Source organism: Sphingomonas sp. H160509 (assembly GCF_024124765.2).
Taxonomy (GTDB): domain Bacteria; phylum Pseudomonadota; class Alphaproteobacteria; order Sphingomonadales; family Sphingomonadaceae; genus Sphingomonas.
Genome location: NZ_JAMXSR020000001.1, coordinates 51004 through 74386, shown reverse-complemented (window position 1 = coordinate 74386; position 23383 = coordinate 51004). Strand labels below are relative to the sequence as shown.

The window sequence follows — 23383 nt, the reverse complement described above, 5'->3', positions numbered from 1 at the left end:
ACTGCCAATCCGACAGCTCACCGCCTCCCTCCCTCTCCCCTCTCTGCCGCCTCGAGCGCTTCGGACCAGTCCTTGTAGCCCACCGGGTAATCGACCTGGATGACACGACTGTCGGATGCGAAGCGAGCAATGCTTCGCGCGACTGCACGGCGTCCGGCGAGATCATTATCGCCCGCGAGGATCAGCTTTGTAACGCTGTCAGGGATCGTCACGAGATCGAGCCGGCGCGAGCCGAGCGTTGCCCAGCAAGGTAGTCCGCGGATCCGGGACCAGGCGCGCGCCGTCTCGAATCCTTCGGCCAGGCCAATGGTCGCACTAAGGCCACCGCCCCGCCATGCCCCGGTACCAAGCGTGCCGAGCGTCGCCTTCTGGGAATAGCCTCCATCGGGCTTCAGGAAGATGCGTTGAAAGGCGACCAAGCGCTGCGCTTCACGGACCCCGATCAGCAGTGCCGGCTTGAAGACAGTCATGGGTTTGGGACCTAGCGGACAGCGCGGATGGAAGCGGACGTCGGTTGGCACCGGCAACAGCCCCCTCGAGGCGAGGTAGCGCTCGGCCAGGTTACCGGAGACACTGACGGCCTCGTTCCACAGCCGGTCGATGTTGGCCGTACCCTTTGCCTGGGCCGGAACCGGCGGTTCATATCGGCGCCCGACTGGTATCCGGTCCAGCTCACGCAGGATGTCGCCAGCGTCGCACCCAGCAAAGCAGGTCACCAGCAGGCCGCGGTCACCCTGCCTGATCGAGAGGCTTGGCGTACCGTCGGCATGCGCGGGGCACCGACACATCGCGCTGTTCCCGTGCCAGGTGCCGCCAAGCGCGCCGACCAGATCTACGAGGTGCTGGGATGGTCGATTGGCGATGATAGCCATGTCCCATACCCCTTAGTGCGCACCGGCGGGGACGCCGGCGATCGCGTAGAAGGTCTTGTCACGATCGAAGTAGTTGGCGATCTCCTCGACAGCCGCTTCCGGGTCGGATGGCAGATCGCGCCCTGTCTTCTTCGTCACATAGGCGGCCAGAGCCTTTTTGGCGGACATCTCGCTCGGATGGAAATCCAGGACGTCCTTGGCGCCGTGGTCCCTTATGAAAAGGACGTACTTGGTCATGGCTACAGGCCTCGTGCTGAAGGCTGCCTTTTCCGGCTGCCCTGGGGTGGAAGGTTAAGGCCGCTTTCCGCGACCCTTTTCTTACCCTCCCTCTCCACTCCATTTTTTTGACGGACCAAGTGGCGCACCGTTTCATTTACCAGCTGCTAAAATCGCGCCGCTAAGCTGCTCTTGGAACTAGAATCATTCTGCGCAGGTTTGTCGACCGCGCTCTTTTTCATTCGAGGTGTCGATGAACCAGTTTTCGCAGGTCGAGATTGCCAACTGGATCGCCATTTATCTGGCAGCGGCTATGTGCTGCGCAATCGCCATGGCTATGTCAGTCTCCGTGACGGTCCACGGTTTGTACCGGGACAAGGCCTGGGAAGATGTTCGAAGTGTTCGTGGCGCCGTGCTTTTCCTGCCAAAGGCGTGGTGGCGCTGGCAAAAGCTGTATCTACTGTCGACACCGGTAACGCTTGGAATCGTTAGTTATTTTGCTACGACGATGACTTGGAGCTGATCGCTCAAATATCCAGAACCCGAAGCAGTTTGGTCGACGCAGAATCCTGATCCATTTCGGACCTATCTAACGTTACGAGATCACCCAGGACCGCCATGCGAGGGTGCGTCACCGCCTTGGCAGCTTCGTACTCGTCGCTGTCAAATCCCATCACCTCCACCACCACCGTCCGCAATTCCCCGTCATTCGCGACCTCGCCTCAAGGGTGAAGTCCGGCCGGCAGGGGCCGTTTGGTGTCATTGAATCGAAGAGCGGCTTGCTGATGGCCATGTCGACACCCCGGGCATGTAACACGCGCTGGGTATCGAGGATTGCGCGTAGCGCCTTGCGCTCGAAGTCGGATTCCACAGGCAAGAACATGCGTCCATTGTAGATCGGCTGCGCATAGGCGCGCAGGGGCGCATAACCGCGCGCCTCGGGATATTCGCCAGCAACGACAAGGACGATGTACGGTCCGCTGATGTGGTTACCCCTGATCGAAGGCGATTGGACGCGCGTCGCGATGGTGACCGGTTCACCGTCAGGCACATGGATTTCATTGCCTTTGATCGTCTTTGCATAGAGCGCCACGAAGCCTTGCGGAGCATGTGTCTTGGGCCACTTCGGCGCCAGTGCGCGTAGTGTGCCATTGACCGTGTTCGTCTCGAGGGGGCGCGCGTGTGTCCAGAATGCCCGGGCCAGCTCGACGCCCGGCGCGATCTCGATCTTGGCGGCCGCACGGCCGAGCGATGCAAACTCTTCCCTGATCGACCATTCGTAGCCCATACCCAACGGGGCAATCGTATTGCAGCCGGCGCTGTCGAGCAGGCGCCATAGGAGCCGCGCGAGCCGCGGGGTCGAGGCGTTGCGGGTCCGATCGTCGAGACTCTCGTCCTCAGGCCGCTGTGCGAGCTTCTCCGGCGCTGGTCGCAAGACTTCGAAAAAGCCTGAAGGTGGATCGGTCGGGGTGTTGTGGGACCTGACTTCCGTGATGCGATTGGTGGCCTGGTCGCGGAAGAAGGGGCAATCGGTGCGGTGCTCCGGCCGCTTGGTGCTGGTCAACCGGCGCAAATAGTAGGTTTCGGCCTCGGAGAGGTAAGCCGGCGTCAGGATGGGCGGGGCCTTACCCGGTCCCAGACAGTCGCAGGCGATCCAGCGGTGTCCGATCCGGGCATTCTGGACGAGCGTCACGCCAGCTTGTTCGTCGTGGAAAGAGCCGTCGCCGACATACCAGCGCACCAGCGCGTCATGCAGGGGTGCCGGCAGCGGGATCCGATCCCCGCTGTTTCCGTCGGTATCGCGGTGGATCAACCACATGTTCGAGTGACCTTCAGGCGCTGATTTGGCTCAGTTTCGGCAGGTCTGGTGGTCTTGACAAGCACAAACCGCTTGATCTCAACTCCTCGATATCAAGGCCATTGGGGGTTTTCCGTGCGTTATCCACTCGCTGCTGCTGGCCTTTGCGCCGCTCTAATCGTCGGTTCGCAAGCCGGTGCCGCTCCAAAGGCGTCGGCGTTCCGGAAGGTTCAGCTGATCTCGATGACGGGGAGCCTGCCGACCGATACCACGAGCTCTTTGCCCGGGATCCCAACAGCAGCGGCAATAGTCGAGCCGTCGCCGCTGACTGACGCCTTTCAGGTCCATGATCTTAGTCGCCGTTACGTCCAGTTTCGCATGCAGCAGGAGATGGCCGCAGCGGCAGTAACCCCGGTGGGTGTTCCTATTATGAGTGGCGAGCCCACGGGTGTTGCGGCGTTTTCATCTATCCAGGTTCCGAGCTGGCTACGCGGGGGGATCACCGTCCAGCCCGTCTCTTTCAAACCCGGTTGCGCTCCGCTGTCCTATCGTCCGTCTGGGTTTCTTGCACGGAGTGCGGAGGCGCGTCGTGCCGCCTACTATGGGATGATGAGCGCGGTAGCCTGCGAGCATGGTATCCCGACCGGTTTGTTCGATGCGATGATTATCCGCGAGAGCGGGTACAATCCGATCGCGACATCGACGGCGAACGCCTACGGCCTCGCGCAGCTAATGCCGAAGACGGCAGTAGGCCTCGGCGTCGATCGGTATGATCCGCTGCAGAACATGCGTGGTGGTGCCCGTTATCTCCGCCAGCAGCTTGATCGTTTCGGGCAAGTTCACTTGGCGCTGGCCGCCTATAACGCAGGTCCAGGTCGCGTGCACGGCGGCATGGTCCCGCGCATCACCGAAACACAGGCTTACGTCTCAGCCATTATCGCGAACTGGTCGCGGCTGACGTCGCCAGCTCGCTCGCCTTCCCCGATCTATAATCGGTCAGCGGGCTATACCAAGGTCGCCGCGATGCAGCGCTTCTAAGCAGAAATTGACCTCTGCCTAGGCTTCATGCGAACCGATGTAGTGACGGATTTACGGCGACGACCAAGCGAGTCTGTTCGTTCGCCGGATACGACCTCGATCAAGCTGACGTCATACTCTGGTAGCCGGTTCTCTGCTTCAATGCTCTTGAGAAGCTGCTTTAGCCGTTTCATTGGACCCATAGACCCAATTTTGTGGTGAAGCTCCTCAAGATTGATGTCGATTGGACCAGCTTCACAGTAACAATGGGCAATTTCGTAAAGACGACGTTCGATTGCACCCAAACGAAAATAGTCATGGTGATAATGGTAGATTCGCTGATCACGTTTGATTGCGCGGTATAGCCAATTGCATGGCCGGACGCGCACATAGCGAAGGACTTCGTCCCCGTTCGCCATTTTCTCGTACTCGACCTGCGCCTCGGACAGCCACGAGAACCAGCCCCGGTCGATTTTTGATCCGGTCTCGATATTCGTCTTTATCTGAGTGCCTTGAAGGCGTTCCAGCGCTTCGCCAAACCGCCGGTAATCGCGTACCGACGGTCGCTCGACTCCGGTGATGCGAAAAAAGTCATGAGCTGAAAAAGTCACGTCCTCATCTGAGATCTGGCCATCAGCTATCGCCTGCGCAACGAGGGAGGCAACATACAGAAGGATTTCCTTGTCCCACATTGTCGCAACACCGGTTGCGCTTGGCCGGATTTGAATGGTCACTTGGTCATGCTTGTACTCGATAGGCTCAAGGTGCGCATTCTTCGAAAGCACGAAGAACGGGTAGTCCATGATGCTCCGCTCGCCGCGGACTTTTCCGTGAAGCGGGCTGTCCATGTCGAACAGTGAAATCTGCCGCGCTATCGCTGGTGATTTCGCCATCATCGATCCCCTTTGCAATACACCCCCTTCTTACCATTCTATCCTCTAGAATCACCCCTAGTCGAACATAGGGTAACTGAAGGCACGAGCTTTGGCGGTTCAATCGGTCGCGATCGCCGGATCTCGTCAGGGTACAACGAAAGCAGACGCTAGGGCTCGTGCTTTCGGTTACCCTATCCTCACTCACAGCAATGCCGGCCCGACCCGACTTCCAGACCTCAGCGCCGTCGCCAAAAGCTGGCCTACGGATCGAAGGTCTGAGCTGCTCGATAGCGAGCGGACTGGTTGCCTTTTGGCGTGGTCCTTCAGGCCATGAAAAGTCCGCCCCAAGTTCAGTTTCCCCGAGGCGGCGTTCTTATTCATGCCGCGAAGATACGCTCCGGGGCGGTCGACATCGCCTCGAACGTGTTTATGGGCCGTCGCGATAACCGAGGCTGCCGCGCCTTTCTGACCCATTAGTCGACAAGCCTCACGCCAAACATTGGCTGGGATCGCAGCCTGGGCAATGAGCCTCTCGGCGTCACCGATGATAATACCCCATGTCATTTGCTCGGGAGGACACGAAATGAACTCGGGAGCCACGGCGGCAATAAAGCTCGGATCAACGCCGTGATGGGCTAGGTCCGCCTCAACTTCACTTTGCGGCTCGTTGTTACGGACGTCGTAGCCTCGCTCACCACCGTTTTTCGCCAAGCCTCTACTGTATATTGCTTTAGCAATGGTTGGTTGTTTTGTAGTTGTATAGTGGGTGTCGTTTAAGACGCCCGAGGGTGAATCTTTTACCGGTTCCATTTCCTCGTTATCCCTCTCCGAAACCGTCCTAATGCGCTCATCGAGCGCTGCCGCATGACCTTCCAGCTTTGAAACACACGCCTGGAGCAGACGTTCATCCCGAACCTTCCGCATCTGGTGAGTAGCCAACTGAGTGCTTTCGATTATGCCGGTTGCATCGACACCTCCAATTTCCTCGTCGATGATAAGCTGCACCAGACTGCTGATGCGGCGGCGGGCTGCGGTAAGACGCTTTCGAAGAACATTTATGCGCTGGTCCGCCTCTGTCCCCTCGACAGCTATGCGGACGAATTCATCGTAGCGCACGCCAAGCGGGCTAAGGTCTATCCCGTAAGCATAGATCAGCCGGCCGTCTTTTCCCCCTTGCTCCGATACGCTTGCCATTGGCGCTGTCGCGGTGTGCAACCAGACCCCACCGCGTTGCACTGTTCAGCAGCTTTTGAAGCTGCCGAATACCAATTCCAAGCTTTTGACTGAGCGTTTCGTTAGAGGGAAAGACAATTGGGCGCTGTCCCTCACTCCAGTCTACCTCCCGCGACCAACTCATCAGTGTGTCAACCGCATGCACAAGGCGAGATGGTACACCAATGTAGGGAGCTGCACGTTTAAAAGCTGTTAGAACATGCCGATGACTTACGCGTTCGGGAAGCCCGGAAAAGCCTTCAGCGATCCGTCCAGTCGATGCTGTGCGTTCGTCTACTCGCCGATGGCCAGCCCCTGGAGCGAAGGTAATAGAATTCATTCGGAGAACCCCCTTTGGATTTCCGTGCGGACGCAGAAGTCCGTGGCGCGCTAGGCACGCATTCCCGCTGCATCATCGTAATTTGGCTATGCCGCCGTTGCTACGCAGCACTTCCGAAATTCCGAAAGCTCCGACCTATTGCCGGGCTTTTCTTCTTTGCACGGCATTCCCTCAATTAGGTTTCGCGAGGCCAAGCGACCTCGAGATCGCCTCCCGTGAATCCGGATTCGGCGATAGCGACAGCCTAAACGGCAGCGGCATGGGAAGTCGCTCGCGTTGGCTCGTGCTTTCGGTTTCTTTGACGAGGAAATTCTCGTGCTTTCAGTTTCCGTATGTCGGACGCACCAAAAAGGGCTTCATTAGATAGAGTAACTGAAAGCACGAGAGGCACGTCGCTACGCGACACGCCCCTCCCTCGCCGAGAGTAGCAGCTTAGAGTATCGCTCGTGCTTTCAGTTACCCTATCTCAGTGAGCCCGCGAGAGGGGGGAAACGGTGCCATCCCGGCATAACCAAACGAGCCGTTCGGGACCCGTTATTCCTCGCCAAACTCGTCGAGCCGTTTGGACCGGCGCATACCGATTTTTGGTATTCCACCTCTATGGCTCGTACTATCAGCTCTTGAGCAGCTTCGCCGTGCTCAGGTCGAACATCGTCAAAACCGAGACCGTCAACATGCCTTACAACGGTAATGATCTGCTCAGGAAGGCCGGTCACGACGCCGAGTACCATTGATATGACCTTCAAAAGGTCTCTTAGTTCGACTCCCGCCTCGTTTTTTTGGAGCAGATCCTGAGCATACATTGCTTCGATTTTGCTGATGCCCAATGCCTCGAGGATAGCTGCTATTTCAGGCATCTTGAGAGCGACACGCTTTTCGACCTTTCGGTGAAGCCCGTCATGGAGACGGCTCCGACCGATTTTTGTCAATGTCGCCAGTTCCCTGACACTTACCCGTGCAAGGTCCATCCTGGCTAGGATGTAATCCTCTAATTCGAAACTCGGAATTACCCCCGCTGGGTTTTCCGCCCAACTTCGCGTCGCTTCGCCCATCGCCATTCTCCCGGCTGATGGCTTATTGGTAGACTCACCAAATCGTAAAAGGCAACCCTAAAGCTGGTTCGAAACAAGTGGTTATGGCCGTTTAGGTCGCAACGGGATGACGTTCGCATCTTTCTTCTTCAGGGAAACGCGGTAATTTTCGGCCTCAGAAGCGGAAAGCCCAAGCTTTGTGAGAACCTCCGTAGCATTCCGTTCAACAATGAGGTCAAAAAGTACCAGCGACACAGCGTCAGCTAAGAGAACCTCTTGCCCGAGTGCCTCACCAAGCGAGAGTGCAGCTGCCTCGATCGTGCTGGCGCTCGTCTCTAGGATAGAGAAGTCGATCTCGACCTCCCCTCTCGCTCGAGATTATGCGAAGATGACTTCGCATGTCCTCAGCGTCATAGCTATTTACCAAGTCGGAAGCACGCTCGGCGCGTTCGTCTATGACCATAGGCAAAGAATAATACGAACGATGCTTGTTCGACAGAAGTCTGACACCTTCGGTGGTCAGCCGGAAATAGTGATCCGAGACGGAAATATAAAACGCCTTTTCAGCCGTCACTTTGGTCAACCTTCGATCCCGGGTCCACTCCGGACCCTTTCATACTCATAAAAGGCGAAAACCGCATTCTGCAGCGTAACAGCTAAACCAGTTACGATCTGGATGCCAAACTAGATGACCGGGTATTCCAAAACAGGCCGCCCGCGTTTCTCGGGCAGGTGCCCTGAAATTCCGGGCGGGCGCCCGGCCAAGTCGGGCAAGGTGATTCGCAAAAGGCAATATCAGCTCGGAATGTTAAGAAATGCATAAGCGTTAGCAATGTTCCGACGATTTCCGTTTGCGACTGAAGATTGCTGCCGGCCAATCTCCTCTTGGGCGCGCTGAACAGCGCTCGATCGAAGGAGACTCCTTATCATGAAGACCACGTTCAAGATCGGCCGTCGCGCCGAGACGACCGCCCTGGCGGTCATTGGTGCGGCAGCAGCAGCCGTTGTTCTCGCTTCGCCGGCATTCGCCGGTGCAGACGCTACGTTCAACACGGCACTCAATGCCTTCACGGGCTTCCTCGAAGGCTCGGGCGGCAAGATCATCACCGTCCTGTCGCTCGCTGGCGGCGTCGTCGGCCTGGCCTCGGGCCGCTTCTCGCTCGGCCAGGTCGCGATCCCGGTCGGTGTCGGCGTCGGTGCCGGTACCGGCATTCCGATCGTCACCTCGACCGTCACCGCCACCATCTGAACCGACCCGGGGCCGGCGTTGATAGCAGCTTCGCCGGCACCGTCTTTGAAGGTGGCGTGATGTCAGCCGATAAGTACGTGATCCCATCGCACCTCGACGATCCTGAGCTGATCGGGTTCTGGACGCTCGACGAGTTCCTCGCGATGGTTATCCCCTTCACTTGGGGGATCCTGTCCCAACACATCGTCATCGGGATCGGCTTAGCCGTCCTAGGCTGGTGGGCCCTTAGGAGGGCCAAGGCGGGACGGGCAACGTCGTGGCTGATTCATCTGGCGTATTGGCATCTGCCAGGCGGCTTCCCGTCGCTGCGCGCCACGCCACCTTCCTACCTCCGACTGATGGTGGGCTGACATGGATTTTTCCTACCAGCACGCGCAAAGCCAGCGCGTCCTTCGCCAGCGTAATGTCCTCGGTATAGCCGCCCTGGTTCTTGCCGGTTTTGTTGCGCTCCTGCTCCTGATGTCGGCGACACGTAGCCGCGAAATTGTGCTGCAGCCTGTTCTGGGCTCACCGGTCACACTTTCCACGTCGGGTGTCTCGCGCGAGTATCTGGAGCTTGTGACCCGCGATACGGCCGTGCTGACGCTTAACCGCACGCCGAGCAGCCTCGACTATTGGATGAAGTCGGTTCTCGCGATCGTCTCGCCTAAGTCGCAGGGCAAGATCAAAGCCGACCTCCTCAAGATCGTCGATGAGCAGCGCGGCTCCAGCATGTCGCAGTATTTTACGCTCGAGGGCATGGAGATCGACCCCAAGGCGCTCCAGTCTACCGTGTCGGGCAAGCTCAACACGGTCATCGGCCAGAAAATCGTGTCATCCGAGCAGCGGACCTTTGTCTACGACTGGGAATATGCCGGCATGACCCTGAAGCTCGTCGGCTTCAGCATGGTCCAACCAAAGACCCGTCCGGGAGCTGCGATGTGACCGCAATCTACGCTTTTGGCAGTGCTGCGCTCGGCACTGCCCTCTCCAGCCGCAACTTTTGCTGGTTGAGCCGCATCGCCGGTGCCGCTCTAATTGCCGTGGCGATCTTCGTCTTTGCGGCCCCCCGCCTTCGCGACTGGCGACCAGACGCTAATGGCCGACGACGGTGCGCAGGTATTCTGCAACGCGTCGGCCAAGGATCTCACTCGGATCAGCCTTGTCGGTGACGAGTTCGCTGGTGTGTCCAAGATCAATACCGGCAACCCCTCGGACGACTTCTCCGTCGTCAACGAGCCGGTCCGGGGCGACATCTACCTGTCGGTCCCGGAGGGCTTCGGTCGCCAACTCCTGTCGTTCTTCGGCACCAGCAAGCGCGGCTACGTCTACAAGTTCCAGTGCCGGATCAGCGGCGACCAGGCGGTGCAGGTGTTCGTCTCGAACCCCGCGATTGCCAAGGCCGACGCTGCGGAAGCCGGTACGACCACCAAGGTTGCACAAACGTCTCCGCAGGAAGAGGCCGCTGTAACGCTGGTGCAGGCGATGTACGCCAACAAGACGGTCGATGGCTTTGAGATGCGTCAGCGCTCGCTCAAGCCCGTCTATGTCGGCGACCTCAAAGTTCAGATGATCGCTGAATATCGCGGCGACGCTCTCACCGGCCGCGTCCTGCGCATCGAAAACAAGGGCACTAAGGGAAACGGTGCTGACCGAGGCCAGCGTGGCTCCATCGAGCGCGCTCGCGGTCTCGATCGCCGAACCCAAGCTCGCGCCGGGTCGTGTCACGACCGCTTACCTCGTCTCGCGGAACGGAAACTAAGCCATGGGCATCAAAGATATTTTCTCTCGCGAGCGTAAGCCGCTCGACGCTCCCGAAGTCGTTGACGGCGACGGCGACGGCGACGGCGTATCCCCAATCGCCTCGGAACTGGATGGCAACGTTGAGACCCGCAAGAAGCAGCAGATGAAGCTGGCGGCAGGCTGCGGCGTGGTTCTCGTCGCATCCTCGTTCTGGATCTTTGGCGGTGACGACGCGGTCAAGAAGATCGATCCCGATAGCGCGGACAAGAAGACGGTCTCGGTCAGCGACATGACCAACAAGACCAAGTCCGAGCAGGAGTGGATGGCGCAGTCGGAGAACCGTTTCCAGTCGAACGAAAACCAGCTGAAGGGTGTCGAGGGCACCAACGCTCGCGTCGCGCAGCTAGCCGAGCAGCTCGACGCGATGCGCGCACAGAACCAGTCAATGTCGAGCGATGGCCAGCGCGTCGTATCCGCCTATCAGGCCGAAAACGATCAGTTGCGTCGGCAGGTCAACGAGCGTGCCGCAGCGCCTGCCCCGATGCCCGGGCCGCAGGCAATGTACGGCCCTGGTAGCGCCGCCCTTTACGGTCGCCCCGGCGCGGCAGGCGCTACTCCCGGTCCGGACCTTCCACCTGCGCGCCTCAGCGAAGTTAAGATGGTCTCGTTTGGCTCTGCCGAGGCCGGTAATGCCTCGAAGGTTTCAAAGGGCAACACGGTCTACACCGACAGTCCGAACTACCTTCCACCCAACAGCTTTGCGAGCGCCAAGGTCATCGTTGGTGTCGATGCCGCAGCCGGCACCAACAGCCAGACTGATCCTTTGCCCGTCGTCCTTCGCGTCACCGGCCCCGCGCGGTCGGTGCTGCAGAATGGCAAGCTGCTCACGACGAAAATCCAAGGCTGCCTCATCAACGGTGCGGCGCGCGCAGAGCTTTCGAGTGAGAAGGTCTACGTGAAGCTGCAAAAGATGACCTGCCCTCAACCGGGCGGTCGCTACGCCGTGTCCGAGGTCAAAGGCTTCATCGCGTTCGGCGGCAAGACCGGCGTTCGCGGACGTGTCGTCAGCCGCGAAGGGTCACTCGTCAGCCAAGCTTTCATTGCGGGCCTCGTCGGCGGGATCGGCAAGGGTTTCGCAGCCAATTCGAACTCTTTCCTCCAGGGCAGCAATGTTCAGGTCAACGGCAAGCGCCAGCAGCTCGGCATGGGCGACATCGCACAAGGCGGGATCGGAAATGGCGTTGGCGAGGCTGGCGACATGGTCTCGAAATACCTGATCGAGCGTGCCGAGCAGTACCAGCCGGTCATCGAAATGCCGACCGGCGTCGACGTCGAGATCGTCTTCCTGGAGGGTGTTTATGTTCGGAACTGATAGCACCGCTGGCAGGCGTCTGACCGTTGGTCGGGTGCTGGTCCTTCTTTTGGTCATCGCAGCGTTCGTTGCTGCCGCGATCGGCGCGAAGGCCGCTTATGCCGCGCTTCGTCCGGCAGACGCATCGGTGATCGCCCTTCTGAAGGCCCGCCTGCCCAAAACGCAGGTCAGCAAGGTCGATTGTGCGATCGTCGATGGCCTCTGCGAAGTGACGGCCGGCAACAACCTGTTCTACGTTGATCGGTCGGGACGCTATCTCGTTATCGGTCGTGTCTACGACATGGAGACGCGGCAGGATCTCACTGCAACTCGCCTCCTCGAGATCAACCCGGACACGCTGATTGGCGGCGCAGCCAAGGCCAACAACGCACCCGACGGCGGCGAGCCCCCATCGCCAAGGCTGCCGGCGCTGCTTCGCCGACAACCCCTTCACGCATTTCGCTCGACGGTCTCCCCAAGGATGGCGCGATCGTGTGGGGCAACCAGTCGGGCAAGACGGTCACGGTCTTCAGCGACTTCCGCTGCGGCTATTGCCGGGCGCTTTCGAACACGTTGCGGTCGATGAACGTGCGTGTCGTCGAACGACCAATCTCTGTTCTCGGTAGTCGCGACCTCGCCAATCAGGTGTATTGCGCCAATAACCGCGAGACCGCGCTGCACCAGGCCTATGCCGGCGAGCCTCTTCGCAACGCGGCCACCTGCGACACCTCAGGCCTCGATACCAATGAGCGCTTCGCTCGCTCGCACGGCCTGAACGGCACACCCGTCATCGTCCGCGCCGATGGCGCGATGATCGAGGGCTATCGTCCCAAGGAGGCGCTCGCCTCCTTCATTGCTGGAGGCCGGTCGTGAATAAGGTCCACGTTTGTCTCGCTGTCGCCCTTGCCTCCGGCACCATGATGACCGGCTGCACGACAATGGGCAGCAACATCAAGGGCAACTTCACGTGCGTTGCACCCGACGGCATCTGCGCGCCCAGTTCGACGATCGATGATCGCGCGCTGGCGATGATTGCGGGCGAGGATGGCGATCGCATGATTACGCCCGCCGGTCCCTACAGCGCGCCGCAAAGCGCCGGCCGCGGTTTCGATACCGCTGCCGCTGCGCCTGCGCGTAGCCAGGAACGCGTGCTTCGCATCGTCTTCCCGGCGCAGATCGACGGTGCCGGTCGCCTGCACGAACAGACCGCGGTCCATGCCGTCGTCGAGCGCGGCGAATGGCAGCGCGCGCTGGCGAGCAACGCTGTCGCGACGACGCCGGCACAGGTTCAGGCGGCAACGGGCGGCGACACGCTGCTTGCAGCTGTCGACCGTGCCGATCCTCCCTTCATAGAGGAATCCGCGACTGCTAATCCGGATATGCCAACCGCAGCTGCGGTTGCTGCCGCTCGCGTTCAGGCAGATCCTGTCGGGGACATCAAGGATCAGGTCGCGCGTCGGCTCTCGAAAGCGCCGCGCCGCCTTTCGGTGTCGCCATCGGCACTCCGCACCCCGCCCGCGGTGACCTATGGCTCGAAGTCTGCGTCCCCCACGCCAAACTTGCCGGTCGCGGTTGGCATGACCACCGGCTCCAAGCCCCTTTCCTCACCCGCGCCTGTCCGTCCGGCCGTCACGTCCACCTCGGCACTCACGGCGCCGAAGTATGTAACCCCGGCTGGTCGCACCGCGATCGCCGCAGTCGGCGCCAACCCTGCCATCCGTGCAGGTCTTGCTCGCGCCGAACCTGAAGCGCGGGAGGCGGCAAAGACGGCGAACCCGCTGCCGGTGCTACGCGCGTCCTCGTTCCCCGGAGTTGTCCAGTGAGCATCTTCAAAGGCCTGCTTGCCACGCTCCTCGGTGACTCAGCCAAGCCTGAGAACGGCCGTCCGGACTCGGTTGTCCCGCGGTTTGTCCATTGGCTGCCCTACCGCAGCTACGATCCGAAGACGCAAATCTACTACAATAGCGCCTCGCGCGGTTTCTTCCTCGAAGCGACCCCGATGATCGGCGCAACCGAGCAGAGCCACGAAATGCTGGCCCAGCTGCTGTCCGAAGGAATTCCGACGCCGGGTGCCCTGCAGGTCCATGGCTGGATGAGCCCGCGGATCAGCGAGAAGCTCTCGCAGTGGTACATGCCGCGCTATTCGGCATCGGGCATTTACGAGCGCATGGCGCGGCACCGCACCGAGTATTTGATGGGCGGCGTCTGGAACTCGTTGTCGGCATCATCTCCCTTTTGCCTGCGCAATCACCGTCTCGGCCTGTCCTACTCGACCCCGGAATCGAGCCGCGTCTCGAACGAGGAAATTACCTCGGTCATGGACGGGCTGATCTCGGCGCTGGAGTCGCTCGGCGTTCACGCACGTGCAGTCGACCCTAAGGGCCTCATCTCGTGGATCGATGACATCACCTCGCCCACGACGGCACCCGGTGACGACACGATCACCTACAATCCGTTCGACCCGATCGCAGACCAGGCCGTGCGTCACGACCTCGAAATGAGGATCGAGCCGGACCGCATTCTGCTGCGCACCGAGCGCTTCCGTCCGACCGGCAAGACCGTCGACCATGCCCCGGAGATCGGCGAGATCTACCCGGACACGTTTGACGTGCGCTCCTTCTCAGTGCGCAACCTCCCGCAGCGCTGGGCGCCCTGGGACATGGCAAAACTCATTGGCGACATGTTCGCCGACAAGCTGCGCATGCCCTGCCCGGTATCGACCAACCTGTGCCTCGACTTCCCGGACGCCGAAGCCTCCGGGCAGCGCGCGGGCCGAAAGTTCATGCGCACAACCAGCCTCGCCGACAGCAAGTCCGCGCGCATGTTGCCACAGCTGAAGGACCAATCTGAAGAGTGGCGTTTTGTGAAGGACGAGCTGCGTCAGGGTCGCAAACTCGTGCAGGCGTTCTATTCGGTTACCTCGTTCAGCCCGAAGGGCAAGGGCGACGCCAACGAGCGCATCCTGAAGTCGGTTTACCGCGCGGCAGGCTGGGACCTGCTCGATGATCGCTATCTGCAGATCCAGGGCCTGCTCGCGGCGATGCCGATGACGATGGCCAATGGCCTGTCGTTCGATCTGAAGAACATGAAGCGACTGCGCACCGTCCTGACCACGACGGCCGCAAGCCTCATGCCGCTCCAGGGCGAATATCTGGGCGGCAACAACCCGCACCTGATGCTGATCGGCAGGCGGGGTCAGCCCTTCTTCTGGTCGCCGTTCGAGAACACCGCCGGCAACCATAACGTCGCGGTCTTCGGCAAGTCGGGCTCGGGGCAAGTCGGTGGCCCTGCAAGAGCTGTGCGCCTCGATGGTCGGCGCCGGTGCCAAGGTCGTCGTGATCGATGACGGCCGGTCGTTCGAGCACTCCTGCAAACTGCAGGGCGGCGCGTTCGTCGAGTTCACGATGTCGTCGGGCTTCTGCATCAATCCGTTCTCGATGATCGATCCGGTGCTCGCGGAGACCGATGAGGATTATCTCATGGACTGCTTCGCCATGCTTAAATCCATCGTGAACCAGATGGCGCGTCACATCGACAAGCTCGACGATACCGAGCGCGGCCTGATCGACGGCGCGATCAACAAGGTTTGGGCGGAGAAAGGCCGGCAGGGCTCGGTCAACGACGTTATTGCCGCGCTCGACGAGACCAAGAACCCGCTCGCCATCAATCTTGCGATCGCGATGCGTCCCTTCTCGACCAACGGCACCTATGGCCGCTTCTTTGAGGGGTGAAGTGTCCTTCAAGCTTAAGAACAACCTGACGGTGTTCGAGCTGTCGGATCTGTCGTCGCGCGAGGAGCTTCGTAGCGTCGCGCTGACGGCGATCATGTTCATGGCGAGCCAGGCGATGCGCCGCGAGGACCGCTCGGTCCCCAAGGCGCTGCTGCTCGATGAGGCGTGGCAAATGCTGAAGGGCGGTTCGATGGCCGATTTCATCGAAGCCTATGCACGTACTTGCCGCAAATACGGCGCATCGCTGGTGACCGCCACGCAGAGCCTCAACGACTATTACAAGTCGGACGGTTCCAAAGCCGCGCTGGAGAACAGCGACTGGTTCGTCATCCTCCAGCAAAAGGCTGAGACGATCGCCGACTTCAAGAAGCACGATCGCTTCGAGATGGATGACTACACCGACGCGCTGCTCCGGTCGTTGAAGCGCAACGGCTCCGAATATTCCGACGTGATGATTAAGGGTCCAGAGACGCTGGCGGTCGGCCGGCTCGTCCTCGATCCCTATTCGGCGACGGTTTACTCGTCATCGCCCCGCACCTTCGCGGCCATCCATGACCTGCTCGCGCAAGGCCTGACGATGGAAGAGGCGATCGAACGGGTCGCCTACCCCGACAACCCCGAGAAATGGACCGATCCGAGCGCCGATGACGCGCTGGCGATCGCAGCGGAGTGACCACCATGGCAACCGTTCTTCAGCCCCTCCACGTCGAGCGCAAAATCGACTACGGCTATTTCCTCTATTTCGGACTGCACTTCGCCGGCTTCATGGCGACGACGCTGCTGATGACGTGGGGCGTCTTCGCCCTGTTTTTCCTGCTCATCGGCAGCTTCTCGCTCGATGGCATGATGAACCATCTCCAGAACATGACCAGCCGCTACCTCGCGGCCGATGGGCCCCGAGTGAACCAGTTCAAAATGATCGTGGGCGTGGTCCACATGGTGATCTCAGGCGCCATCATGTTCTTCCGCCGTCACGCAATTTTGCCGCGTGATACCGGTCGCCGGGAGCGTCACGCATGACCGGGGCCGTCGAAACCGCAACGATTGAGCCCGTTGCCTCACCTGTAGCTGTTGCTGTCCGACGCAAGACGGTGTTCGCCGGCTATACCGCCGCGCAGCTGCTAATCGCTGCCGCCCTCGTCCTGGCGCTGGTATGGGGCATGTGGGTCACCAAGTTGGTGATGGCTGATAAGCCGCAGCACATCGTCAAGGCAGACCTATCCCGTATCGTTAGCGAGTATGTGCAGGCGCAGGCCCGTAGCGCGACCCCGCCCGACCAGGTCCAGGCGCAGATGCGCACGTTCATGGCATCGCTCGATACGGAGTTGCAGCGTCGCGGTGCGGCTGGTCAGGTTGTTCTCGTGGGTGAGGCAGTTCTGTCCAAGAGCGTGCCCGACATCACGGCCGACGTGGCGAGAGCCGTCTATGCCTCCGGCGTGAAGGCACCGATGCCGGCGACGCCCGCGCAGATGGGGTCGATGATGCAGGGTCAGGTTCCTTCCGCGCCTGCGATCGCGCCTGTCGAAATGGCGCAGGTCGCACCCGTTCCCGCCGCGCCGAACCCCTTTGCCGCAGTGTCTGCCCCCCGCCACTGCGCAGGACGTCGCACCGGATGATCCGTCGGTTGCCGGCGCCATGGTCTCAAGCTTTGGTGGTCCCGGTGGCCAGTAAGGCAATTGCGGCGCCAGCAGCGGCCGAGGGCTTCCGCCCCCGCAAACGCCTCTGGGCAGCGCTTGGCGTGTTCGTCGCCGGTGGGATCTCGCTGAACGCGATCGCCGAGTGGCGCGACACGCACGGGCTGCTCATCAACGCGTCGGAATCGCTGCCGAACTGGGCATTCGTGATTCACAAGACGGCAATGCCCAAGCGTGGCGAGTACGTCTTTTTCGTGCCGCCTGCCGTGCCGCTCGTCATCAAGCATTTTGGTGCGAAGAAGCAGATGTTCGGGAAGATCGTCTACGGCATGCCGGGTGACACCGTCGTGCACCGCGGCGCGGATGTGTTCGTCGCCGGCAAGCTCGTCAGCCACATGAAGCCTGTCACCAAACTGGGCGAGCCGCTGGTGGCCGGCCCGACAGGCGTGATCCCGCAGGGCTGCTACTATGTCGGCAGCCCGCACAAGGACGGTTTTGACAGCCGCTATGCCGCGATCGGCTACGCCTGCTCGAACAAGATCGTTGGTGTCGGGCAGCCCATCTTGTGAAGCGAGCGATCGAGTCCTTCGCGATCGTCGCCCTGCTATCGGTGTCGCTGACCTCGGCCACACGCGCGAGCGATCACGGCGTCGTCGGCCAGGTCTTTCCGATCATCGAGCCGGATCTGCTGGCGACGATCGAGGCCCGCCTGCAGCGTCTCCAAGCCACGGGCGGGATCGACCGCATGAATGCGGAGTTCGCCAAGCGGTCCGAGGCGCGCGTGCGTCGGCCGAAGCCCGTCGCCGGTATCACCGCGGCGACGGAGCCACGCAGCTGGGCCTATGATCCGACGATTGTCATCGAGCGCGACGTTCAGGACCAGAAGGGCAACTACATCGCTCGCGCCGGCCAGACCGTGAACCCGCTCGACTTCGTGGCAGTCCATCAGGCGCTGGTTTTCGTCGACGGCGATGACGCCGCACAGATGGAATGGGCGACGTCACAGTACAGCGACCTGAAAGCCAAGATCATCCTCGTGAACGGCTCGCCGATCGAGGAAATGACCAACCGCAAGCGGCGCTTCTATTTCGACCAGGAGGGTCGCCTCACCGGCAAACTAGGCATTCGGCACACCCCGGCCGTCGCCGTGCAGAATGGCCGTGTCCTGAAGCTCTCCGAAATCAAGCTGAAGGGAATAAGCTGATGCCTTTGTGGCTCGACCTCCTGCGCACGCCGATGGCTGCACCTGAAACTGACGACCTGCGCACCATGCGCCGGACCTTCCAGGTGCTCTGCGTCCTGTCGGGTATCGGTGTGATCGCAATCTCGCCGCTTGTTGCCCTGTTCGGCCGTCCCGCCTCGTTCGTCGTAGCGGCGATCCTGGCCACGACCGCGTTGCATACCGCGCTCTACGTTTTCCGGAAGAACCGCGCCGACAATGCGTTCCTCGACGCCGCACAGTCGTCGGACGAGCACGCATGAAGCTCTTGCGCTTCCTGACGCTGTTGCTGGGTGCGTTCGTGCTTTCGACGACACTTAGCCCGCGCGCGGAGGCGCAATCGAAGTGCTCGGGCAAATTCGTGAACCCGATCACCGACGTCTGCTGGTCGTGCTTGTTCCCGCTTTCGGTGGGCGGCCTCAAGATCTGGCCGAGCAATCGCGCCGACACGGAGAACCCGTCCCCTCCCCGTCTGCGCGTGTGGCAGTCCGGTGCCGCGCATCGGTATTTCGGCCGGCTTCTGGGAGCCCGTTCGTCTTGCCGACGTCACCACCAAGCCTTGGTGCTTCGTCAATCTGGGTGGCACGAAGATCGCGCCCGGCTTCGACATTGGCCAGGGCCAGTTGTCTGGACCATCGCAGACCGGCGGGAACGGGCAGAACACGTCCAAATGGCACGTGCACTGGTACGTCTACCCGCTCCTCTACTGGATGGAGATCCTGACCGATTTCCTGTGCTTCGAGCAGGCGTCGTTCGACATTGCCTACATGACCGAGGTCGACCCGCTCTGGCAGGATGACTCGCTGACCGCCCTCATCAATCCCGAAGCCGTGCTCTTCTCGTCGCCGATCGCACAGGCCGCGTGCGCCGGCGACTGCATCGCGGCAACCGCCAAGCTGCCGCTCGATGCGACCTTCTGGTGCGCTGGCTGCCAGGGGCCGATGTACCCGGTCAACGGCAACATCGCCGCCTCGATCGGCCATGTGCAGGCGTCGCGTCTCGCGCTGGCCCGCTTCGCGTTCAAGATCCACCGCGAGGGCCTCGCCTGGGGCACGATGGGCTCCAAGGGCCTGTGCAACAAGTACCCCATGCCGGTGCTGCGCAAGCAGCAATACCGCGTCCAGATGGTCAATCCGATCCCGATGGTCAGCGGCAAGATGGCCTGCTCGCCGCTTGGGGCCTCGACCATGCCACCGCAGGCTGGCCGGTCCTTCCCCGTGAAGGGCGAGGACATGGGCTACCTCGTCTGGCGCAAGCGCAACTGCTGCGTGCTCTGAGGAGAGACAATCATGCGCCGCATCACCATCGTCATCGCCGCACTTGCCGGTCTCGCCGGCATTCAAGCGATCGCACAGACCGTCGACGGGGTCGACCTCGAGGCCATTAAGCGCCGCTCGGCCGCCATGCAGGGTGACGCCGACATTTTCGCCGAGCACGTCCGTAACCGCGGCGATGCCTTCCGCGAGGAAGCCGTCGCCATTCAGGCAAAAAGCAGCACTAACCTCACCGCGCTCGCAAAAGCGGATCTACCGGTGAACGGGGACGGTGCGTTCGACTTCGACGAGATCATCAAGGGGGCCAGCCAGAACGTCGCCGGCACCAAGGGCGATGCGCCGCAGTTTATCGCCTTTGCGAGCCTGTCGATGCCGCCAGCGGCCCTTCGTCAGCTCATTGCCGACACGGCGAAGGCGGGCGGTGTGGTGGTCTTCCGGGGCTTCCCGAACAATTCGATGAAGGCCTTCAGCGCCATGCTGGGCAAGGTCGTCACCGACAAGGATCAGCTGTCCAATGTCGGGATCGATCCCCGGCTCTTTCGCGCGTTCAACGTCGAGGCGGTTCCGACCTATGTCGCCGTCTCGACCGACTTCGATCTCTGCTCGGGCGTGAATTGCACCACTTCGGTGCCGACCCACGACAAGATCACGGGCAACGTCTCGGTTCGCTACGTGCTCGACACCTTCGTCGCGGCGCACGGCCCCGGTGCCGGCGTGGCATCCGTCGCATTGCGTAACCTCAGCAAGGGCGTCTGAGTGAAGCGCATCGCTTTCTCTTTGCTACTGAGCGTCCTGGCGGGCGCCACCAGCGGCGTGGTCGCGCAGACGACGATCGAGGAAGCACGCAAGCAGGGCGCCGATCTCGGCAAAACGATGCGCGCTGACGAAAGCCTCGGGCCGAACGACGCCAAGCTCTCACAACTGCCGGGCTATGGCGGCACCGATCTGGCGGAGAAGGTCTATTTCGACGACCCCGACCGGCTGGTAGTCGATGGTGGTTCGAAGGCCGGCACCGACGAGGCGTTCGGCACTGTGACCGATCGCGCACGCACGCGGGCGACCTTCAGCAATGCCGAGATCCTGGCAGCGACCTCGCGCGGCACCGCGATTGAGAAAGACCCTGACACGTATCTGGGTGGCCAGAACCTTGGCGGCGCGGAGGGTACATGCACGGCCCTTCCTCCTCCCGTCGGTTCAAAAGGCCATTACGAGGCTACCTGCAACAAGGGGTCGAAAGTTACGGACACGGTCGAGGCCTGCCGCGGAAACCTCGTGCCGACCGTCATCAACACCGCGCGCTGGTTCTACTACGGCGTTCTCGACAAAAACGAGGGCTACGGGTTCGCCAAAAACAGCGTCATGCAGGCGAAGGTCAATGCCGGCGTTTGCCGTGCAGAGCCGGTCTCCAAGCACATCTGCGACGCGCAGATCGATCTTGGCGGTGGCGCTAACGACGTCGAAGGCTACCGCAGATACTGCAAGAAGAATGTCAGCGGCACGGCGCAGCTATATTCCTGCAATCCCGAATTGTCGGCCGCAGAGATCGGCACTCATCACAACTATGCGACCGGTACTCTCTACCTGAAAAAGGAAGGGACGCTCAGCGTTACCGTCGCCCGCAACGAGGGCACCTGCCCGGCGCTGGCTGCCGACACCACGTGTGTCCCGCAAGCGACCGAGGTCTGCACCGAAGGCCCTGAGACCCGCATCATTGAGGGCGTTCCCGTTACGCAAGCATGCTGGGCCTGGTCGCGTTCCTTCACCTGTCAGCGTCTCACGCCGGCCAGCGATTGCAGATCGCTCGACGACAACAAGCTGTGCAAATTCCTTCGCGACGAGTGTCTCGACGATCCGCAGAGCGGGGCCTGTAAGGTGTCGCAGCGCGTCTATAGCTGCCCGCTGCCCGACGATAAGGCGCCCTCCGACAAGCAGTATGTTTGTGGCGGTGACGTCTATTGCCTGAATGGCAGCTGCGAGACGATCGAGCGCGAGGCTTCAACCGAGTTCAAGGATGCGCTCGTCGCACTCCATTCGATCGGCGACGCCGGCAAGCAGTTCGACCCAGCCAACCTGACCGTGTTTTCTGGAGAACGGGGCACCTGCAACAAGAAGATCTTCGGTGCGTCGAATTGCTGTTCGGGCAGCGGCGTACCGCTCCTGACGCCATGGCTGTGTAGCTCTGCCGAAAAGCAGCTCGATGAGAAGGACGACAAGGGTCTTTGCCACAACGTCGGGTCCTATTGTTCGGACAAGATCCTGGGCGTCTGCGTCACGTCGAAGGATGCGTATTGCTGCTTCGGGAGCAAGCTCTCGCGCATCCTCCAGGAGCAGGGCCGTCAGCAGATCGGCAAAGCTTGGGCCAAGCCCAAGGACGAGACCTGCAAGGGCTTCACGATCGAGGAGTTTCAGCGCCTCGACCTGAGCCAGATGGATTTTTCCGAGGTCTATGCGGAGTTCATGGATGCAGCAAAGCTGCCCAGTGAGGTCTCCGTGATGGCCGACATTCAAACCAAAATTCAGGGGTACTATGATCTTCACGGGAGCAAATGATGCAAGCGGTCCGGGGGGCCATGTTCGATCGACATGTCGGTGCTCGATCTTGCCATTTTCCTCCGCATCCATCGGTCCGGTCGGGGCACCTCGGCCGGTGAGGTCGCGCAGACTATCTCGCATTGGTTTCAGTGCGACATCGATCCGCACGAGGTCGAGCAGGCTTTTCCGCGCATGGCCGACAAGGGCTGGCTTGTCCGCCGCGAGACCGGAATGCGCGCGACCATCAAGGGGCGGAAGCACGGTCGCAGCCACCTTCGTGGGATCATCCGGATGCTCGATCAGGGCACCAGGATGCTCGACGTCGCCGCGATGATGTCAGTTCTCAAACTCGCAATGATTGAGCTCGATGGGGAGCATGATGATGACGACGATCAAGACTAAGCGTACCGGCCGGCTTACCGCTACCGTTCTTATGCTGCTTGCAGCTACGGCGCCCTTGGCCACGCCGGCGCTCGCGCAAACCGTCGACCTGCAGAGCGCGGCGATGGCTGATGCGATCGGTGACGACGATGCCGAGGCCAGCAAAACTGTGGTCGAGCCGGAGTTTGCAGGCACGCCTGACGCCGGCGAGCAGCAGCAAGGCGGCGACTTCTATTGCGGCGAGCGCAAACTAGGCCAGTGGTTCTATTGCGAGCGCCCCAAGGCCAAGCAATCCACCCCACAGGCGTCCGCGCAACCGCAGCAGTCTTCGACGGCGCGGCTAAAGGCGATCACCAAACAGCTGGATGAGCTTAAAGCTCGCGCCATTCTCGAGCCAAGCGAGGCGAACGTCATCGCCTATGTCCGCTACCAGCGCGAGCAGCTCGATCGCGCGTCGACCTTCTCCGATACCTGGCAGCGTGCGCTCTGGCAGAACCCGGATATCGACTACACGCTGCAGCGGCCCGTCTCGACCGTCGGCAAGCGGGCTTGGACGGATAATCGTGCCGCCACCCGCGACCAGGTGCTCTCGCGCCTCGGCCAGCGCTACGGGATGTTCTATTTCTTCGCGCAGTCCTGTGCTGCCTGTGAGGTCTTCTCGCCGATCCTGCGCTCGGTTGCCGAAAGCCACCGCATCACTGTGATGGCGGTATCGAATGACGGTGGTCCAAGCCGCCAGTTCCCCAACTACGTCGTCGACAGCGGCCAGCGTCAGCGCATGGGCGTGCCGCTCGCAACGCCGGCACTGGTGCTGTTCGATACCGTCACGCGGAAAACCGTGCCGATCGGCTTTGGCGTCATGTCGGCCGACGAAGTCATGGAACGCATTTTCATGCTCACCAACGCCAAGGTCGGGAGTGACTTCTGAT

At 61.1% G+C, this 23383-nt stretch carries 22 protein-coding genes and 5 pseudogenes; 20 read left to right on the top strand and 7 right to left on the bottom strand.

The features are described 5' to 3' along the window. Positions 1-17 precede the first annotated feature (17 nt). Both NHF48_RS00410 and NHF48_RS00405 read right to left on the bottom strand, forming a co-directional pair. Positions 18-872, bottom strand: a complete 855-nt coding sequence (locus NHF48_RS00410) for a DUF7146 domain-containing protein (RefSeq protein ID WP_253069886.1) — start codon at positions 870-872, stop codon at positions 18-20. Positions 873-884: 12 nt separating this feature from the next. Next, complete coding sequence (locus NHF48_RS00405; protein WP_132741230.1) at positions 885-1109, bottom strand: hypothetical protein; 225 nt, start codon at positions 1107-1109, stop codon at positions 885-887. 232 nt (positions 1110-1341) lie between these two features. Between NHF48_RS00405 and NHF48_RS00400 the strand changes: the two genes are divergently transcribed. Next, positions 1342-1611, top strand: coding sequence for a hypothetical protein (locus NHF48_RS00400; protein ID WP_253069885.1), 270 nt, complete (start codon positions 1342-1344; stop codon positions 1609-1611). 4 nt (positions 1612-1615) lie between these two features. On the opposite strand, the pseudogene NHF48_RS00395 reads toward NHF48_RS00400, so the two are convergent. After that, positions 1616-2907, bottom strand: a pseudogene (locus tag NHF48_RS00395) (hypothetical protein). Positions 2908-3495: 588 nt separating this feature from the next. Here NHF48_RS00395 and NHF48_RS00390 point away from each other — a divergent pair. After that, positions 3496-3924, top strand: coding sequence for a lytic transglycosylase domain-containing protein (locus tag NHF48_RS00390; RefSeq protein ID WP_253069884.1), 429 nt, complete (start codon positions 3496-3498; stop codon positions 3922-3924). On the opposite strand, the gene NHF48_RS00385 is transcribed toward NHF48_RS00390, so the two are convergent. The 4 genes from NHF48_RS00385 to NHF48_RS00375 form a co-directional block, all read right to left on the bottom strand. Further along, the gene (locus NHF48_RS00385) at positions 3921-4796 is read right to left on the bottom strand and encodes a replication initiator protein A (RefSeq protein ID WP_253069883.1); all 876 of its coding nucleotides are present in this window, start codon (positions 4794-4796) and stop codon (positions 3921-3923) included. The two genes, NHF48_RS00390 and NHF48_RS00385, sit on opposite strands and share 4 nt — an antisense overlap. 183 nt (positions 4797-4979) lie before the next feature. Next, positions 4980-5972: a replication initiation protein RepC gene (repC, locus tag NHF48_RS00380; RefSeq protein WP_253069882.1), complete on the bottom strand. Its 993-nt coding sequence runs from the start codon at positions 5970-5972 to the stop codon at positions 4980-4982. Next, positions 5905-6330 (bottom strand): helix-turn-helix domain-containing protein, encoded by a 426-nt coding sequence (locus NHF48_RS25615; RefSeq protein WP_446741091.1) that lies wholly within the window; start codon positions 6328-6330, stop codon positions 5905-5907. Before NHF48_RS25615 ends, repC begins: the two co-directional genes overlap by 68 nt. A gap of 461 nt (positions 6331-6791) precedes the next feature. After that, a complete protein-coding gene (locus NHF48_RS00375) occupies positions 6792-7382 on the bottom strand; it encodes a hypothetical protein (RefSeq protein ID WP_253069881.1) in 591 nt (196 codons plus the stop codon). A 907-nt stretch (positions 7383-8289) separates the two neighbouring features. On the opposite strand from NHF48_RS00375, the gene NHF48_RS00370 reads away from it, so the two are divergent. The 18 genes and pseudogenes from NHF48_RS00370 (at position 8290) to NHF48_RS00285 (ending at position 23382) form a co-directional block, all read left to right on the top strand. Beyond that, entirely contained in the window at positions 8290-8610 is a 321-nt protein-coding gene (locus tag NHF48_RS00370; protein WP_253069880.1) for a TrbC/VirB2 family protein, read from the top strand. A gap of 59 nt (positions 8611-8669) precedes the next feature. After that, positions 8670-8960, top strand: a complete 291-nt coding sequence (traL, locus tag NHF48_RS00365) for a type IV conjugative transfer system protein TraL (protein WP_031439148.1) — start codon at positions 8670-8672, stop codon at positions 8958-8960. Between the two features lies 1 nt (position 8961). Beyond that, positions 8962-9534, top strand: coding sequence for a type IV conjugative transfer system protein TraE (locus tag NHF48_RS00360; protein WP_132741248.1), 573 nt, complete (start codon positions 8962-8964; stop codon positions 9532-9534). Then, positions 9531-10351: pseudogene (locus NHF48_RS00355) on the top strand (type-F conjugative transfer system secretin TraK). Before NHF48_RS00360 ends, NHF48_RS00355 begins: the two are co-directional and overlap by 4 nt. A 3-nt stretch (positions 10352-10354) precedes the next feature. After that, positions 10355-11704, top strand: a complete 1350-nt coding sequence (locus tag NHF48_RS00350; protein WP_253069879.1) for a TraB/VirB10 family protein — start codon at positions 10355-10357, stop codon at positions 11702-11704. Then, positions 11691-12556, top strand: a pseudogene (locus NHF48_RS00345) (DsbC family protein). Before NHF48_RS00350 ends, NHF48_RS00345 begins: the two are co-directional and overlap by 14 nt. Beyond that, positions 12553-13506, top strand: coding sequence for a conjugal transfer protein TraV (locus NHF48_RS00340; protein ID WP_253069878.1), 954 nt, complete (start codon positions 12553-12555; stop codon positions 13504-13506). The pseudogene NHF48_RS00345 and the gene NHF48_RS00340 overlap by 4 nt, the downstream one beginning before the upstream one ends. Next, positions 13503-16087: pseudogene (traC, locus tag NHF48_RS00335) on the top strand (type IV secretion system protein TraC). Before NHF48_RS00340 ends, traC begins: the two are co-directional and overlap by 4 nt. A 5-nt stretch (positions 16088-16092) precedes the next feature. Further along, positions 16093-16434, top strand: coding sequence for a hypothetical protein (locus tag NHF48_RS00330; RefSeq protein WP_253069877.1), 342 nt, complete (start codon positions 16093-16095; stop codon positions 16432-16434). Further along, positions 16431-17030: a TrbI F-type domain-containing protein gene (locus tag NHF48_RS00325; RefSeq protein WP_253069876.1), complete on the top strand. Its 600-nt coding sequence runs from the start codon at positions 16431-16433 to the stop codon at positions 17028-17030. Before NHF48_RS00330 ends, NHF48_RS00325 begins: the two co-directional genes overlap by 4 nt. A gap of 44 nt (positions 17031-17074) precedes the next feature. Then, positions 17075-17617 (top strand): S26 family signal peptidase, encoded by a 543-nt coding sequence (locus NHF48_RS00320; RefSeq protein ID WP_446741090.1) that lies wholly within the window; start codon positions 17075-17077, stop codon positions 17615-17617. Beyond that, positions 17614-18252, top strand: a complete 639-nt coding sequence (gene traW, locus NHF48_RS00315) for a type-F conjugative transfer system protein TraW (protein ID WP_446741089.1) — start codon at positions 17614-17616, stop codon at positions 18250-18252. Before NHF48_RS00320 ends, traW begins: the two co-directional genes overlap by 4 nt. Further along, on the top strand, positions 18252-18530 hold the full coding sequence (locus NHF48_RS00310) for a hypothetical protein (RefSeq protein WP_253069875.1): 279 nt from the start codon (positions 18252-18254) through the stop codon (positions 18528-18530). The genes traW and NHF48_RS00310 overlap by 1 nt, the downstream gene beginning before the upstream one ends. Then, positions 18527-19544: pseudogene (traU, locus tag NHF48_RS00305) on the top strand (conjugal transfer pilus assembly protein TraU). The gene NHF48_RS00310 and the pseudogene traU overlap by 4 nt, the downstream one beginning before the upstream one ends. Positions 19545-19556: 12 nt before the next feature. Further along, on the top strand, positions 19557-20297 hold the full coding sequence (trbC, locus tag NHF48_RS00300; RefSeq protein WP_253069874.1) for a type-F conjugative transfer system pilin assembly protein TrbC: 741 nt from the start codon (positions 19557-19559) through the stop codon (positions 20295-20297). After that, positions 20298-22091 carry a conjugal transfer protein TraN gene (locus NHF48_RS00295; protein WP_253069873.1) on the top strand — a complete coding sequence of 598 codons (1794 nt, stop codon included), beginning with the start codon at positions 20298-20300 and terminating at the stop codon, positions 22089-22091. A 39-nt stretch (positions 22092-22130) separates the two neighbouring features. Then, positions 22131-22475, top strand: a complete 345-nt coding sequence (locus tag NHF48_RS00290) for a hypothetical protein (protein ID WP_253069872.1) — start codon at positions 22131-22133, stop codon at positions 22473-22475. Beyond that, positions 22456-23382, top strand: coding sequence for a conjugal transfer protein TraF (locus tag NHF48_RS00285; RefSeq protein ID WP_253069871.1), 927 nt, complete (start codon positions 22456-22458; stop codon positions 23380-23382). The genes NHF48_RS00290 and NHF48_RS00285 overlap by 20 nt, the downstream gene beginning before the upstream one ends. The last annotated feature ends 1 nt before the right edge of the window (position 23383 follow it).